This is a genomic window from Pantoea sp. SJZ147 (genome assembly GCF_007828605.1).
Lineage (GTDB): Bacteria > Pseudomonadota > Gammaproteobacteria > Enterobacterales > Enterobacteriaceae > Pantoea > Pantoea allii.
This window is the reverse complement of record NZ_VIVB01000012.1, coordinates 74,298-90,076: the sequence shown is the minus strand read 5'-3', so window position 1 is coordinate 90,076 and position 15,779 is coordinate 74,298. Positions and strand designations below refer to the sequence as shown.

The window sequence follows — 15,779 nt, the reverse complement described above, 5'->3', positions numbered from 1 at the left end:
TGAATAAGAGCGGGAGCCTGTTGGTTCCCGTTTTTTTATGAGCGCTCTGGCGTTTATCAAAATTATTTATCAAAACTACGCTACCACCCTTCAACGTTAAGTCTTTTTTGACTGAAATCCCGCAGGATTAACGACAACGGTCAGTTAGTAATACCTGTTCTCTTACTGTCAGGTTAGGGGGCGCGGGGCGGCGGGAGACAGGTCAATCGAAGTGTCTGAGCAATTTTTCCAGCAAACTGCGCCATGTTTCGCCCCATGGTTCCGGACGAAAATGATCGCCGGCTAATTGCTCTAACGTTGTTTTCAGTTCTTCATCGTCAGAAATACGTAATAAAGAACCGATTTCATGGCGGGCATCTGCCCTTGAAAGGACGTTGGTGTCAAAATAGTAGGAGACTATTTCATCGACAGAGTTGCCAAAGTCGTCGTGATAACAACTGAAACAGACGGTTAAAATCTCGCGCATGACGGGGTACGTCATCTTATCTTCACCCCATCCTCGGATAAGACGTGAGAACATTATATGGCTTCCCGTTATAAAATTTGTTAAGCAAAACAACCCTCACACTTAAGCATGTTTCTGTGATCGTGCTGCCTTTTCTGAAACCCTGACCATTGCCGTTTTACTTTTGAAAACGAGCTCAAGTGGGTCGGGATTTTACGCCCAGTTCGCCCAGTAGATGATTTTAAGTCTGTTCGCTTTCAAAGCCGAGTTTATCGCTTTTTCAGCAAGCTCAACTGAGTAATAAGATGATACTGACAGCATTTGCGGGCTACGTGCAGGACGGGCTAATAATTCATTGTCTGGAATGGCAACGTGTTTTGCGATTGTGTGTTCACCGGCTTTGACGCCGTTGATTGCCTCGTGCGCTGTCAATTTAAACGTTCCGGCACGGACATAAACCACGCGGGCCGCACCAATAGCGAAACCAAATGCGGCAGGGACACCCACATCGATATGCCGGTCAATGATAGCAGGCCGGTTTCTGGCACCGACGGGGTAGCTTCGCCCCTGGCGATTTATCATATATACTGCGCCCTTAGTTTTCGCCTGTGACCACGAAAACCCCCGTGTTGTTGCCGCCTTAACGGCGTGATAAATGGGTTTTCCAGTGACAAACAGTAAGGATAATGAGGCGTCAGTCAGGACTACTATGAGTAAAATTGCAAAACAACTAGCCGCCAGATTATTCCTTTCGTTGTGGCAGGTGACAGGTTATCGCGTCAAAAAAATTGACCGTTTTTCTGAACAGGATAACCTGAAAAATATCGCTATTATTTCGAATACGGCGCTTGGCGACTTTTTGTTTAACACGCCAGCAATTGGTGCGATTAAAAAACGCTGGCCTGATGCCAGAATCATACTGGTTATTCAGCCGCGAAATCATGCCCTGGTGGCAGAAAGTGAAATGATCGATAAGGTCCTGTACTGGGATGGAAAATTTCCCGGCATGTTGTCGCTGGCCCGGGCCTTAAGGAAAGATCAGGTGGATGCCACGTTTATCCTGCACTCCCGCACGCCTTACGACATTGTCACCGCCTCACTGGCACGTTCAAAATACATTTTCAAAGACGTTTACTATGCGGATTACCAGGGCAAAGAAAACTTTATTCTGGCCGGCTGTTTATCTGCATTTTATGACAACAGAAAGAACGGCAACATTCATCTCATTCGTCAGAAAAAAGACATGCTCACCGCGGTTGGTATTGATGTGCCATCGGACGCCATGTTTATTCCTGCGCCCTTCAAACGTCAACAGAATACCGTCCCGGTTATTGGCATTCATGCTGGCGCGTCCAGTTCCGAACGGTGCTGGCCAGAAGCCTTCTATTCGCAGCTTATTGAGAAATTAATAGCCCTGCATGACGATCTCATTATTGAACTCATCGGGGCACCGGGAGAAAAGGCGCTGAATCAACGGATCATTGATGGTATGGGGATATCCAGCGATCGCGTCATCAACGTCGCGGGTACCACCAACCTGATCCAGCTGGCTGAAAAAATCTCCGGTTTTGCGACGTTAGTGGTGGGAGACACGGGTCCTTTGCATCTGGCCGTGGCGGTGCAAACACCGACGGTGGCCTTGTTCAGTAACCAGAGCACCATCGATGGTGCGGCTCCTTTGCAAGATCCGCATCTCCATCAGGTTTTGCGCCCCGCAGAAGAGCAGGCAGGATTACGTGCGATAAGCTGCAATGAGGTATATGAGGCCGTTGAGCGTAATCTTGCTCAGCGTTGACAGGGATTAACGTCTTAACACAGGCGGTACTGCCGCCTGTAATCTTTCACTCTCAGTCTGCTCACCCCGTCGGGCTGCCGGTTACTGCGGTATAGCTCACCGCATTACCGCTGTCATCAATCACTTCATATTCCACGTTTGCCCCAGGATTAAGCGGTGTGGTGACTGGTACCGCAACATAAGACTGTGGTTCTACCATAATATCTCTCAGCACCTCTTTTTCTACTTTGACGTTCAGGCTCATATACCAGGGCGTTGGATTAGAAATCATGATTTGCTGGCTTTGTCGGGTAAAGCGTAGCTTTTGTGCATCTTCCGGTTGAGGCGCACCAAGCCCTGTCGGCCGTATAAACACTTTCAGGCGCAGACGCAGCGGCAGAATCACTTTTTGCTCGCCCGGGTTATCCGATTTTTTGAGCGCGGGTATCTGGTAAATATTCAACCAGTACAACGTCTCTTTACCCGCTTTTAGTTTCGCCCGCGAGGTCAGCATCAGCTTAAGTGAGCGTAATTCGCCAGGCAGCATTTTCAATACCGGCGGTATGGCCATGACCGGTGTTTTACTCTTATCCGGCGAAGCATGAATGTCGCCATCGTCCGTCCAGATTTGCAAAACGGCAGGGCTGCTCTCGCTATTGACCAGGTTAATGGACTGCGCCATTTCATTAGCGTTGAAAACAATACGTGTTTTATCAATGTTCACAACGGCCGTTGCCTGGGCTGACAGCATCGCCGTGAGGAAAAACAGGCTGCTACTGAAAGCTGACCACCACTTGTAACTGTGCATTAACGGTTCCTGAAGTGATAACTTGTCCCGGAATAGCCTCAAGAGAGGCAGTAAAATCGCCGCTGTAGATCTCGCCGTTGTCTGATGACGCAAGCGTGGTCAGGTCTTTGTAGGCATACCACCCGCGTGCATTGCCTGTGCCGGTGCTGGTCATATCCGGTAACAGGTTGAGTGCGGCACCAGCGCTGTTATAAATTTTTATCCCCACGCCCGAGGCGGCGCTGTCATTGTCATCACCATAGTTTGTGTCGAGCAGCCAGGTTAATCCGCCGCTGCTGGTGGTCAGGCCGAGTGTGTTGGCCATCGTAACGGCCCGGGGCTGGTTTACCAGAAACCCCATCGCGACGTTGGCTGATGTTTTGGTGGAGTTGTTGATACTGGAGATCGCCCCGGCCTCACAGCGCAAATTGACAGAAAAAGGCGCCTGACTACTGCCACCATCAGCCAGAGCGCCTACACTGATCACCGGCAGGGATACTACAGCAGGATAATCCTGCACCTCGCAGGCAGCGCCGCGAACGTAGGTGACCGTATTGAAGGAGCTCCAGCCAACAGGCCAGTTAAAATGCCATCCACTATACTTAGTGCTATGGTCGTCACCGGGTTTCAGATCATCGCTTTGTAGTCCGGGACCTTTAAACGCGATATAGCCACGAGGTTGGTTGTTCTTATCAGGATAATACGCCTCACTATTCATGAAACGCTCAGTTCCATCAATTTTAAACATTTCGTACAGCACACGGCTGAACGCGCTGGCAGGAATATAGATTTTATCCCCGTCAGAATACCAGTCGCTGGCATTAAGCTGTCGTGCTTTCCAGTAGCGACTGTAATATTCCCCCGTAGAGAGGTTGGTCATTCTGACCGCCACGTTTTTGGCCTTATCATAATAAGCGCCTTCAACTTCATTCGTGGCATATTTGCCCGCTGTATCCCAATCGCCATTGGTGGAATACATTTCATAGAGTTTATCTACATCGCCCGCATCGCAGCGGAACAGAATCTGATTCGGCGTAAAAGCATCCCGCATGGGCGTGTTGACGGGATCACCCACCGCACTGGCCAGTAATGTGCCTGCCGGCTGAAACAGGCTACCTGTATTGATATTAATTATTGCAGGTAACGGCAGTTTCCCCGTGCATTCATCACAGGCACCGGTCCATAACTTCGCGGTATAGCCAGCATTTTTAGCCGCCGTAGAAAGCTGACTCTGACTGGATACGACCGTACAGTTTGCCAGTAACGGAAGCGGAATCAGTCCGGTGGCGATCAACAAAAGCGTTATTCTCAGCAACACGCGTTACTCCTTATTACACAAGCCGGGAAGATGGATCATCTGATCGTTGTGCTTTCCGGTAATTTGATAATTCACCAGGCAGGTTTGTTGACCGTCGTTATCCCAGATGACTTTGAGCGTGCCGGAGTCATGAGGTACGCGTGCGTACAGCTGGCCGCCCTGGCCAACAACGCCGATGACGGTGTTATCCGCATCACGGACTTCCGCGCCCATAGGTGGCGTTTCCCCCTCATTACTGGTGAGCGAGATCAAGACTGCTTTGCCTTTGATCGTGGCGAAGTTCACCTGCACCACCGCGCCAGCGTAAGGCACAACCCGATGACTCCCTCCGCTTAGTTCGGCATCGGCGTTCATATCCAGCGTGTCCAGGCTAATGTTGTTTTCGCGGTACGCGCTCAGGGAGGGGAGAATGGCATAGCCGAAGCGATCGATAACGGCGCCCTGACCATTACGCACGCGTGCGCCCTGTGCGCCATCGGCCTGCACCAGGGCGAAAGTATCACTGCTGTAAGGGCCAAGTGTGATGCCTCCCCGGTGAAGAACCAGGCTGCCGGAAGCACCCAGTCCAGCCTGGCGATAGCTTTCGCCCTGGCCGTAATTGGCACGGAACGCCCCAAGTCGGGTATTCTGCTGAACATTTCCACCGACGTTCAGTGCATGTCCACTGTTGCCGTTGCGGTAGTGCTCGCTACCGCCATAAAGGGAATAGGCGATATCGCGGTTGTCACCTGCTGAGCCCGACAGGGAGAGTGATGAGCTTTGTGTCTGCTTCGACTGGTTGTAGTGATAGGAAACAGAAGCGGTGTTGTGCCAGGTGAGAGGCATCGAAACCGTAAATGAAAAGGTATTTTCTGTGTAACGTTGCTGGCGGCTGTCATCCGGCTGATCGAAGACATTTAGCTCGGCGCGCGTCGTATTCCATGTGGTGCGCTGACGCGCAACATTGAAACCGTAGCTAATCTTTTTCCAGCTATTGTTATAACCGAGCTGTAACTGGGTGATGCGTGACTTGTTGTTATAGTAGTCAGCCGTGCTGCCACTCAGGCTGATCATGCCGAGGTTATCAAATGACTGGCTCAGGGTGGCGGATAACCGATTGCGCTGATTCATCGAATCGGAGTAGTAGCTGATGCCGGTATCATTCTGCCTTCTGACGCCCAACACGTCCTGCAGATCGCGGAAGCCGCTGGTGGAATAACGGTAGGCCGCCAACACCAGATTAGTGCCAGTTTCAAACGTTTTGCTGTAACTCAACTCCGCGCGCCAGCCCGAGGTGTTTTTATTTTGCTCAACGCGTGCCTGTGAAAAAATGGTGTTCATCCCCACGGCGCCCATCGGTGAACCCCATACGCCGCCCGCCAGCCAGGCCTGGTAGTCCTTCGCCAGCCGCGAGCCGATCGTTGCCGTAAAACGGTTACTGATGCCGCGCTGTAAAACTCCCTCAAAAAACGTGTTTTCCACGCTGTAATATTGCCGCACTCGCCCCAGCGCCAGCGCGTATTTCCAGTTTCCTGGACGAACAGAGTCCGGCACGGACGAGTAGGGCACTGTAAAAGTGGACCGCTTGCCGTTGGCTTCAATAATCTCAACGTCAAGATCGCCCTGACCGCTGGTGTTATATAAGTCATCAATAACAAAGGGGCCGGGGGGAACGCTGGTTTCGTAAATCACGTTGTTGAGCTGCCGAACGACAACGCGGGCATCAGAGGTGGCAACACCATGGACTTCCGGCGCATAGCCCCGTTTACCCTGCGGCCACATCCGTTCTTCTGAGGCGAGTTTAATGCCGTTAAAGGCAAGACTGCCGAACAGCGAGTTGTTGGTATAATTGTCACCTAATGAGAGCTGACTGTTTATACTCTCCACAGGACGCTGCACCCAGCTTCTCACCTGATTATACTGATAACGGCTTCCGCTATGACTGTTGCGCAGATAGCGCATATTGCCCTGATGACGAAACTGCCACTTGTCCAGATTCGTGCCTGCGGTAATGCCGCTCCACAAATATTGATAACGATAATCAGACGATCGGTTTTCCGACCAGGTGAAGTTAGTGTTGTGACGCAGAAATAACGCCGTAATGCCTTCATCCCATTCAGAAACGGGGATATAGCCACGGGGAACCCGATTCAGGCTGGCAAGGGGGAACATATACTGCAAACGAAGTGAAGCCTGGTCGAAACGCCAGCTGCCTGCTTCCGTCCAGTCTGATAATGGCTGACAGTGGGCTGTCGTTTGTTCAACCCGCTGGTTTTTTAACTGCATTAATCTGACGATCTCTTCCGGCAGGCAAGGTTCCACCTTTCCCTCGTCACTGAATTTTTTGAAGTTAATTTTGACGCCGGATTTAATTATTTTATCGTTGAGGTAAATATCAACAAGATAACTTCCTTCAGGAATTGCATTTTGGTTGAATTGTTCAATGTTTTTCCCAAATGTCGCCCCTTTAAACAGTGAGGCGTCGAAATAATAATCTTCACTGCAGGCATAACACGAAAAACAGGCCGAGACGGTAAAAGCAATAAGTTTCGGGCTAATTAACGTCAACCGTAAAGTTTTCACTGATTTTAGCTCCCTGATCGTTAACTGCCGAGACTGAAACTACGCCTGCACCCTGCAAACGTTTGCTGTTGTTAAACCAATAGGTTTGCTTTGCAAAGGGCGAGACCATATCGGCCTCACTTTTAAAGGTGTGATTCCCCACTTTTAAAACAACATCCACCAGGGAAGCATGCCAGGGTTGTGGGTTGTCAATTTCAATCCCATTGCCTTTATTCGCCTGATACAGGGGAGTGACTGTTATGCCTTTCAGGATGTTTTTTGGTGCGCCAATACGCTCAGGGCGATAAAAAACCTTCATGCGATTACGCAATACCACCAACATGACATTCTGTGTCTTATCCTGATTTATATTTGATGGCGGAATTTGCAGGGTATTAAACCAGTAAACAGATTCACGATCCTGAGGCTGTGCAACGGTGTTATTCACCATAACCTTCGCGACCTGACCTGCCTTCGGCTGAATGCGGAATACCGGCGGTGTAATGATAAAAGGCGTATTTACGCGATTTTCTGGCTGTGAGTTTTCGTCACCGTTATCAAACCAGCTCTGAATAACATAGGGAATGGCATCGTTATTTTTAAATTGCACATCCACAGAACGCGCCTGCCCAGGGTAAATAATACGGCTGCCCATAATCGTCACGCTGGCGTTTGCGTAAAAGGGCAATGTTAATGCGGGGGTTACTGCTAGCGAGAGCGTCAACGCCAATAACAGTCTGCGAATAAACATAAATCAGTTCTCAATAGTTTATGGTGCACGCCAGACAACTGACGTGCACCGGATCAGTATTACTGGTAAGTCACCGCATATTGAAGTGAAGCACTAACGGTACCCGCCGTTGCTACGTCGGTCGCCAGATACTGCGCGGCATAGGTAGCCGATTTTTCGGTTTCGCCGGAGCTCAGGGTTAAATCACCATCACCGATATAGGTACTGGTTAAATTAATCTCTGCACCGGTGGGGTCCAGTAACTGAATTTCGACGTTTTCAGCATTACCACTGTTTTTCAGATTACCGGTGTCGCTCACGTTGTTACCAATAAATACGGTGGATACACGCGTTGAATTAGTCGAGCCGGTACAGCCACTGATAGCGACGGAGAAGTCCGTTTTGCCCGCGACTTTTCCGCTTGCATCCAGTTCGTTCACGCCCACTGTCGGCATCAACACCAGCGGTGCACTGTTATTACCATTCACGTTGACTGAGCAAGTTTCATCGCTCACTTCACCCTGAAAGTTAATGGTGTTATCAGAATTCGCGAATGCTTGTCCTGATACCAGCGTCGCACTGATTAACAGGGATAAGGCCATAGCTTTGGTTTTTAACATGAGGTATTTTCCTTTTACATTTTTAACTGGAGAACAACTGATTCAGGCTGCTTCCTGTCTTCCTACGAACCGAATCTTTGATGCAGTAAATTTTTTTAACGCTAAGCTCCATTTTTTTTGATATTTCATTCAGAGAAAATCCGTGATTGACCAGATCAAGAAACTTAACCTCATCAGTGGTTAACGGATTAATCCCTTTTTTTTCACCTCCTTTTAAACCGTAGTAACATGCGTTAATTGATTTTTTAATATCGACGATGGCTGTTCCTGGGTAAATGACCGTATTAATACTTTTATCCTGTTTTTTCCAGAAAGCAGCTAAGGATGCCAGTCTGCGGTCGCAAACCAGGATGATAATTAAACTCTGCGATTTCAAATAATCCAGCCAGTTATGACTGGTAAAAAAGCGTATGTTGTGTGTTGAAAAATCCACAAATATACAACCTTTTGTAAATAAGCTTTCATATCGACCAGAAACGACGGAAAGAATGCCATTAATTAAGTAGTAGTTCCGCGCTGGCCAAATAACCACTTTTTGTATCGGGCACCGTTTAATTTCTTCTGTTAGCTCATTGGCTAATTCACACCGGTAGCGACAACTAAAGCAATATATACTTTCTCTCGTAATCCTTCTCATAAGCTTGTTTTGCTGCTCGTTAAGGAAGGTGAGATAAACATAGCATTATTAAACCTTCTAATTCAACGCGTTGGGTGATTGCATGGCGCAATGGACATGGAATAATCCTAAAGTGTTATGTTTCATTTATTTTTAACGCAAAAATGAAATTTATCCCACAACAGTGCCATTTATTGTGAACTTAAAAAGACAGTGTACTTTTTATGAATTCAGATAATTTCATCCTCCCCAGGATTTTTCTATTAATATTAAGGATGCGATCAATAAAATTATCGCACTTTAAGATAAAAACGGTCCATTGATTAAATTTTTGTAAAAACAACATGTCAATAACAGGTGGCGTTAATGTGCTGTTAATTCCTGTGAGGCTAAAGTTGAATTATGATCATAATATTAATGGTGTATTTTAAATATGATAGCAATATGTTGCTTGCTTAATTTTTACGCAATGATGCACGAGATAGTCAACGCGATTTGATCTTTGTGTGTTCACTTACAATTCAATGAAATTTATTTAATCTTTTTGACAATGTTGTCATTTATCGAGATGTCATTTGATCGCTAAATGTAAGAGCTAAACGCCATTTTTTTCAGGTTAACAGCAATAAGTTATCAATTTTGATGGAGGTCGAACGAGTGAATAACATAATAAGACGCACTTACCCAGCAGCTTCGTAACTATTGTGATAATTGCTCGGCTAAAATGTTATAGCTGTGCATCTGCCTCTGATAAGGGATGTTCTGATAACCGCTGTCTATCACAATCAACAATGATAACAATTTGCTACCCGGTTCCATCAGGGTAATTATGGAGGTATGACGACATATCGCATTAAAGTGGGTTACCACAACCCTTCAGCACTGACGTTCATGCAACTGGATGAGCAGCTTGCTGACCACGCGTTTTACAGCGCACGCGCCGACGCGGACAGCGGCGGCTTCCGCTATTTTCAGGAGTATGAATACCAGTCCGATTCTGCCGACTATTGTTCGGTGTGCTCCATGGCTTACCATCACGCCTGTAAGGTCAGAAAATGCCCGCTGGTGCTGGTTGAAATAAAAGAAGATCACCCCGGCTGACAGCGTCAGCGCGCGGTTTCTGGCAGCGACCTGTGCAATATCCCTGTACTCCCTCGGTACTTAAATCATCCGTGCTGGCCTACACTGACAACGTACATTTTAAGGGGTAAGCCATGTCATCTACTGAACACATTATGTCTGACTGCTGTATTGTCGGCGGCGGCCCGGCCGGTCTGATGCTGGGTTATTTACTGGCGCGTGCCGGTTTGCAGGTTGTGGTGATCGAGAAGCATGCCGACTTTCTCCGCGACTTTCGTGGTGACACCATTCACCCTTCCACCCTTGAGGTGATGCACCATCTGGATCTGCTGGATGACCTGCTGAAACTGCCTCACCAGCGCGCAGAAAAGCTGCAGGCGGAAATGGGCGGCCAGGAGGTGACGATGGCCGATTTTTCGCGTCTGCCGCTCCAGTGTCGTTTTATCGCATTCATGCCACAGTGGGATTTCCTGAATTTCATGGCGGAACGCAGCGCACAGTTTCCCGGCTTTACCCTGTTGAAATCCACAACCTTAAACCAGCTGCTAACAGAAGAGGGTGAGGTAAGCGGTGTTGTCGCGTCACAGGCAGGCCAGCCGGTTGAGATCCGTACCCGTCTGGTGATTGGTGCTGACGGTCGTAACTCTAACGTACGTGCCCAGGCCGGCCTGGTGAGTCAGCATTTTGGCTCGCCGCGTGATGTGGTGTGGTTTCGTCTGGACAAAAAGTCTGACGATCCCCAGTCAGGCATGGGCCATACCGGGCCGCGCAACAACTTTATCGTCATCGACAGGGGCGATTACTGGCAGTGCGGGCTGACCATCGAGAAAGGGCAGTTTGATGCGCTCCAGGCCGAGGGGCTTGAGGCGATGAAACACAAGATTGCCAGCGTGTCTCCCTTTCGTCCTGCGCGCCTGGCGGAAATTGACAACTGGGATCAATTCAAACTGCTGTCTATCCGGATCGACAGGCTCAACCAGTGGGCGAAGCCGGGCGTGCTCTGTATTGGTGATGCGGCTCATGCCATGTCTCCGATTGGTGGCGTTGGCGTTAATCTTGCTATCCAGGATGCCGTTGCCACGGCGAACCTGCTGACCCTGCCGTTGTTAAAGGGAAAGATCACGTTAAGGGATCTGGAAAAAGTGCAGAAGCGTCGCCAGTTTCCCACCGTTGCAACGCAGTTCCTGCAAATCAAAATGAGCAGTAAAAAGAAACCGGGCAGTGAGGGCAAAAGTAAAATGCCTGACATCATCCGTAAGTATCCCTTTCTGCGCTTTATTTTTGGCCGACTCATCGGGATGGGATTCCGTATGGAAAAGCCACGCAGATTTCACAACTGAAGGTGTGTTGATTCTGGGATGGGCGCTGTCGTGGATGACGGCGCTTTACCGCACCCGGTGTTTCCCTGGAGCCTGACGACTCCCGCCATCAGCCTGAAGCCAGGCGTGGGCTGGGCTTTATGTTTAAGGTTCACTGTTTACGGCTTACTGTCACCCACAACCTACAACCCACAGCCAAAGCCAAAGCCCAAAGCCTACTGCTTACCACTCATCGCCCATCGTTTTAGCGTTTATACTGCTAATCGCACCATACTCACGGATAACCGCTTTGGCCCGCGGGCCGCTTGCGTCCTGATGCAACAAAGCCCGTTGACGGAATCAGCCGTCATGTTTCGCCTCACCCAGAGGGCGTCTTTAACAGCGTATAAGGTCGCCAACGGCAGGAAAGATAGTGCGATGTAGCTCAAAATTTCAGCTAAAGGTATTATAAAGGTTATGTACGTGGTGTTAGATTGGCCTTACCAACACCAGGGAACACACTATAATGAAAACGAAAACGGCCAGCCTGTCATTTATGATGTTTGTGGAATGGTTTATCTGGGGCGCGTGGTTTGTCCCGCTCTGGGCCTTTCTCAGCAAAAATGGTTTCACGCCCGTCGAAATTGCGTGGTGCTATGCCTGTACCTCCCTTGCCGCCATCCTGTCACCGATTCTGGTGGGCTCCCTGGCAGACCGTTTCTTTCAGGCGCAGAAGGTGCTGGGCGTGCTGATGATCGTGGGCGCCGGGCTGATGTATTTCGCGGCGCAGCAAACGCACTTCAGTGGTTTCTTTCCCCTGTTGCTGCTTTATGCGCTGACCTATATGCCCACCATTGCGCTCACTAACAGTATTGCGTTTTCGCACGTGGCAGATGTCGAGCGCGATTATCCACGCATCCGCGTACTGGGTACGCTTGGCTGGATCGCATCCGGTATCGTCTGTGGTTTTCTGCCGTCACTACTGGGCTTTGGCGATATCTCCGCCAGTAATATTCCTTTGCTGATCACCGCCGCCAGCTCACTACTGTTAGGCCTGTTCGCCTTTATGTTGCCCGCCACCCAGCCTAAAAGCACGGGCGCGTTTAGTCTGCGAACGGCGTTGGGACTGGATGCCCTGCATCTGCTGAAAGATCGCAGCTTCCTCGTCTTTTTTGTCTGTTCCTTCCTGTTCAGCATGCCGCTGGCATTTTATTACATCTTTGCGGAAGGGTATCTGACCGAGGTCGGCCTGGCCCATGCCACCGGCTGGATGACGCTGGGGCAGATGTCCGAAATTCTTTTTTTACTGGCGCTGCCGTTTTTTATCAAACGCTTTGGGATCGGAAACGTGCTGCTGCTGGGCCTGGTAACGGCCGCGTTGCGCTATCTGTTTTTTGTCTTCGGCAGCGACCAGAACCTGCTCACCTATGGCCTGTTATTTATGGGCATCCTGCTGCACGGTGTCAGCTATGACTTCTACTTTATTACCGCCTACATCTACGTCGATAAAAAATCCCCGGTCAGCATGCGTAATGCAGCGCAGGGATTAATTACCCTGGCCTGTCAGGGGATAGGCAGCCTGCTGGGCTATCGTCTGGGCGGTTACCTGATGCAGGAGATGTTTGCCTATAGTCAGCCGCGCAACGGCCTGACGTTCAACTGGGCAGGGATGTGGCTGTTTGGTTGCGTGATGATCGTTTTAATCACCGTGGCGTTTATTCTGCTGTTTCGCGATGCCAAAAAGCGCAGCGATGAGCTCAACGTGGTTGATCCTGCCGCCGTGACGGAAAGCCAAAAATAAGGAAGAAAAAATGATTACCCCACAACAACGGATTACCGGCGCGTTTTATGGTCAGGCACTTGGCGATGCCATGGGCATGCCGTCAGAGCTGTGGCCGCGTAGCCGCGTGAAACAGCACTTTGGCTGGATAGATCGCTTTTTGCCCGGCCCGGCGGAGAACAGCGCAGCCTGCTATTTTGGCCGCGCCGAATTCACCGACGATACCTCCATGGCACTGGCGCTGGCAGATGCCATCATCAGCCATGATGGCGAGATCGTCGCTGAAACGATTGGGATGAATATCCTGCGCTGGGCAGAAGGGTTTGATGCTTTTAATAAAAATGTGTTGGGGCCAACCTCAAAAATTGCCCTGCGTGCCTTACAGGCCGGTCAGCCGATTAGCGCGCTGGAAAATAACGGCCTGACGAATGGTGCGGCCATGCGCATTTCTCCGCTGGGCTGCCTGTTACCCGCGCGTGATTTAGCGGGTTTTATTGATGCGGTCGCGCTGGCATCCAGCCCAACGCACAAGGCCGATGTGGCGATTGCCGGGGCGACCGTAATTGCCTGGGCTGTTTCACGTGCCGTGGAGGGCGCAGGCTGGGGAGAAATACGCGACGCACTGCCCGCCGTTGCCCGGACGGCGCAGGAACGACAGATAACCACCTTTAGTGCGTCGATGGCCGCGCGTCTGGAACTGGCGTTTTCGGTGGTTGAGCAGGGACGCGGTATTGAATCCACTATGGATCAAATCTATGCGCTGGTGGGAACGGGCACCAGCACCATCGAGTCGGTGCCCGCCGCCATTGCCATGGTCGAGCTGGCAAAGACCGATCCCAATCGCTGTGCCATTCTTTGCGCGAACCTTGGCGGAGATACGGACACCATTGGTGCAATGGCCGTTGCCATCTGTGGCGCGCTTAACGGTATCGACGCTATCGATCCCGCGTTGAGGCAGCAGCTGGACAGCGTCAATCAACTGGACTTTGAAGCGTACAGCCGTGCGTTTACTGCTTTTCGCCAGAAGCGGGAGGCGGCATATGCTTGATCCGCGCAGCGTAGCGACATTACATAATAAGGCCGCAATCTGTGTACTGGGCGCGGCCGTCGTGGATGTCATCGCGCGCACCGAACAGCTTCCTCAGCGCGGCGGTGACAGCGAGCTTCAGCAGCAAAGCCTGAGCGTGGGTGGCTGCGCGCTGAACGTGGCGCTGGCCCTGCACCGGCTGGGGCTGGATGCCGTAAACGCGTTACCGCTGGGCCAGGGCATCTGGGCCGATCAGGTGCGGAAAAAACTGGCGTCCTGTGGCCTGACGAGCGTCACGGAAACCCGTAAGGGCGACAACGGCTGGTGCCTGGCGCTGGTCGAACCCGACGGTGAGCGGACGTTTCTGTCGATGGCCGGGGTGGAAAACCAGTGGGATGAGGCGATGCTGGCGTCTGTCCCCCTGCAAAGGGACGGCTGGCTGTATGTGTCGGGTTATCAACTCAGCGGTAAAAATGCAGAAATCCTGGTGCCGTGGCTGGAGGAAGTGGCGAACAGGCAACGACTGCTGATCGATTTTGGCCCGCGTCTGCCGCATATCAGCCAACATCACTGGCAGCGGTTGATGGCGCTGCAGCCCGTGATTACCCTTAACCGACAGGAAGCGGAACACGTCTGGCACCAGCGTTTGGCGATACCTGAGCGTTTTAGTGCGCAGGCGCTGATCGCCCGGTGGTCTGAATATTTTTCCAGCCCGCTGGTGGTGCGGCTGGACAGTGAAGGTGCCGGGTTCAGCTATCACGGACAGCATGGCTGGCGAGCGGTATTCAAAACAACGGTGGTCGATTCCATCGGTGCCGGCGACAGCCATAGCGCGGGCTTACTGGCCGCGCTGGCATCTGACTGGCCACTTGAAAACGCCGTGGCGCTGGGCAACGCGGTCGCATCCTTTGTGGTGTCGCAGCGTGGCGGCGATACCGCTCCCGATCGGGCAGCTCTGATCCGCCACTGGCAGCAGTGCCTTACTCGGCAATAAACACGTACATATCACTGCGGCAGTAGCTGATGCTGTATTCCAGTGGGCGCTCATGTGCATCCAGCGCCAACTGCTTAATCACCAGCACCGGGATCAACTCGGGCAAGGCAATCAGGCGCTGTAATTCAGCATCCGGCATCTGCGCACTGACGCGGCTTTGCGTTTTTACCGGCTGAATCTGGTGACGGCGAAAGTAGTCGTACAGCGAAATGCCGATGTCGCTGGCATCGTTGATTAATTCGCACGGCACCCAGGAGGTTTCCACCGACACGGCCTGCTGATCGACATAACGCAGCCGCTTCAGCAAATACACCTCGCTGCCCGGCGGCAACTGCAACTTTTGTGCGATCGCATGTTCACAGCGGATACGATGCTTTTGCAGCCATTCCGTGTCGGGCTTTTTACCGCGCAAGACCACCTGTTGTGAAAACCCTTGTGGCTCTTTCAGCGAGTATTCCAGTGCGCTACAAATCTGTGTGCCATAGCCACGCGAGCGGTGAACGATCCCTTCCTGAGCAAGTGCATCCATCGCCTTACGCACCGTGATGCGTGAAATACCCAGTTGTTGAGAAAAGTCGCGTTCGCTGGGCAGCACCTCTTCATTACGCAGCAATCCGTCGCGCACGGCATCTTTAATGACCTGCGTAAAACGTTTATAGAGCGGAGTATTGCTCTCGGCGCTGAGCACGCGGCTCAGGTGGCTGAAAAGGGCGTGATGTTGTGATGTCATTATTCTCGTCTGGGATACATAACCTTATCTGCTGGAATT

At 51.0% G+C, this 15,779-nt stretch carries 15 protein-coding genes; 6 read left to right on the top strand and 9 right to left on the bottom strand.

Translation table 11 applies throughout. The features are described 5' to 3' along the window. Window positions 1-202: 202 nt before the first annotated feature. Together FBY13_RS17590 and FBY13_RS17585 are read right to left on the bottom strand one after the other, a co-directional pair. Window positions 203-520, bottom strand: coding sequence for a contact-dependent growth inhibition system immunity protein (locus FBY13_RS17590; RefSeq protein ID WP_145394763.1), 318 nt, complete (start codon window positions 518-520; stop codon window positions 203-205). Between the two features lie 138 nt (window positions 521-658). Beyond that, a complete protein-coding gene (locus FBY13_RS17585; protein WP_145394761.1) occupies window positions 659-1,027 on the bottom strand; it encodes an RNase A-like domain-containing protein in 369 nt (122 codons plus the stop codon). A 127-nt stretch (window positions 1,028-1,154) separates the two neighbouring features. On the opposite strand from FBY13_RS17585, the gene FBY13_RS17580 reads away from it, so the two are divergent. Further along, window positions 1,155-2,240 (top strand): glycosyltransferase family 9 protein, encoded by a 1,086-nt coding sequence (locus FBY13_RS17580; RefSeq protein ID WP_145394759.1) that lies wholly within the window; start codon window positions 1,155-1,157, stop codon window positions 2,238-2,240. Window positions 2,241-2,301: 61 nt separating this feature from the next. Here the strand turns inward: FBY13_RS17580 and FBY13_RS17575 are convergent, their stop codons facing one another. From FBY13_RS17575 to FBY13_RS17550, 6 genes are read right to left on the bottom strand one after another with little or no spacing between them, the layout of a single operon-like run. Continuing rightward, complete coding sequence (locus FBY13_RS17575; RefSeq protein ID WP_109716098.1) at window positions 2,302-3,027, bottom strand: fimbrial assembly chaperone; 726 nt, start codon at window positions 3,025-3,027, stop codon at window positions 2,302-2,304. After that, window positions 2,993-4,324, bottom strand: a complete 1,332-nt coding sequence (stbD, locus tag FBY13_RS17570) for a fimbrial usher protein StbD (RefSeq protein ID WP_063879125.1) — start codon at window positions 4,322-4,324, stop codon at window positions 2,993-2,995. The genes FBY13_RS17575 and stbD overlap by 35 nt, the downstream gene beginning before the upstream one ends. 3 nt (window positions 4,325-4,327) lie before the next feature. Further along, entirely contained in the window at window positions 4,328-6,886 is a 2,559-nt protein-coding gene (locus FBY13_RS17565) for a fimbrial outer membrane usher protein (RefSeq protein ID WP_145394757.1), read from the bottom strand. Further along, a complete protein-coding gene (locus FBY13_RS17560; RefSeq protein ID WP_145394756.1) occupies window positions 6,858-7,616 on the bottom strand; it encodes a fimbria/pilus periplasmic chaperone in 759 nt (252 codons plus the stop codon). The genes FBY13_RS17565 and FBY13_RS17560 overlap by 29 nt, the downstream gene beginning before the upstream one ends. Before the next feature lie 59 nt (window positions 7,617-7,675). Next, a complete protein-coding gene (locus tag FBY13_RS17555; RefSeq protein WP_096012362.1) occupies window positions 7,676-8,215 on the bottom strand; it encodes a fimbrial protein in 540 nt (179 codons plus the stop codon). A gap of 22 nt (window positions 8,216-8,237) precedes the next feature. Continuing rightward, a complete protein-coding gene (locus tag FBY13_RS17550) occupies window positions 8,238-8,648 on the bottom strand; it encodes a hypothetical protein (RefSeq protein ID WP_255474503.1) in 411 nt (136 codons plus the stop codon). A 1,020-nt stretch (window positions 8,649-9,668) separates the two neighbouring features. Here FBY13_RS17550 and FBY13_RS17545 point away from each other — a divergent pair. The 5 genes from FBY13_RS17545 (at window position 9,669) to FBY13_RS17525 (ending at window position 15,010) form a co-directional block, all read left to right on the top strand. After that, complete coding sequence (locus FBY13_RS17545) at window positions 9,669-9,932, top strand: hypothetical protein (protein WP_063879129.1); 264 nt, start codon at window positions 9,669-9,671, stop codon at window positions 9,930-9,932. A gap of 113 nt (window positions 9,933-10,045) precedes the next feature. Continuing rightward, on the top strand, window positions 10,046-11,251 hold the full coding sequence (locus FBY13_RS17540; RefSeq protein ID WP_145394754.1) for an FAD-dependent oxidoreductase: 1,206 nt from the start codon (window positions 10,046-10,048) through the stop codon (window positions 11,249-11,251). Between the two features lie 484 nt (window positions 11,252-11,735). Next, window positions 11,736-13,010, top strand: coding sequence for a nucleoside permease (locus FBY13_RS17535; RefSeq protein WP_145394752.1), 1,275 nt, complete (start codon window positions 11,736-11,738; stop codon window positions 13,008-13,010). 10 nt (window positions 13,011-13,020) lie between these two features. Next, the gene (locus FBY13_RS17530; protein ID WP_145394750.1) at window positions 13,021-14,037 is read left to right on the top strand and encodes an ADP-ribosylglycohydrolase family protein; all 1,017 of its coding nucleotides are present in this window, start codon (window positions 13,021-13,023) and stop codon (window positions 14,035-14,037) included. After that, on the top strand, window positions 14,030-15,010 hold the full coding sequence (locus tag FBY13_RS17525) for a PfkB family carbohydrate kinase (protein WP_145394748.1): 981 nt from the start codon (window positions 14,030-14,032) through the stop codon (window positions 15,008-15,010). Before FBY13_RS17530 ends, FBY13_RS17525 begins: the two co-directional genes overlap by 8 nt. Here the strand turns inward: FBY13_RS17525 and FBY13_RS17520 are convergent. Further along, entirely contained in the window at window positions 14,997-15,740 is a 744-nt protein-coding gene (locus FBY13_RS17520; RefSeq protein ID WP_096012368.1) for a GntR family transcriptional regulator, read from the bottom strand. The two genes, FBY13_RS17525 and FBY13_RS17520, sit on opposite strands and share 14 nt — an antisense overlap. Window positions 15,741-15,779: the final 39 nt, after the last annotated feature.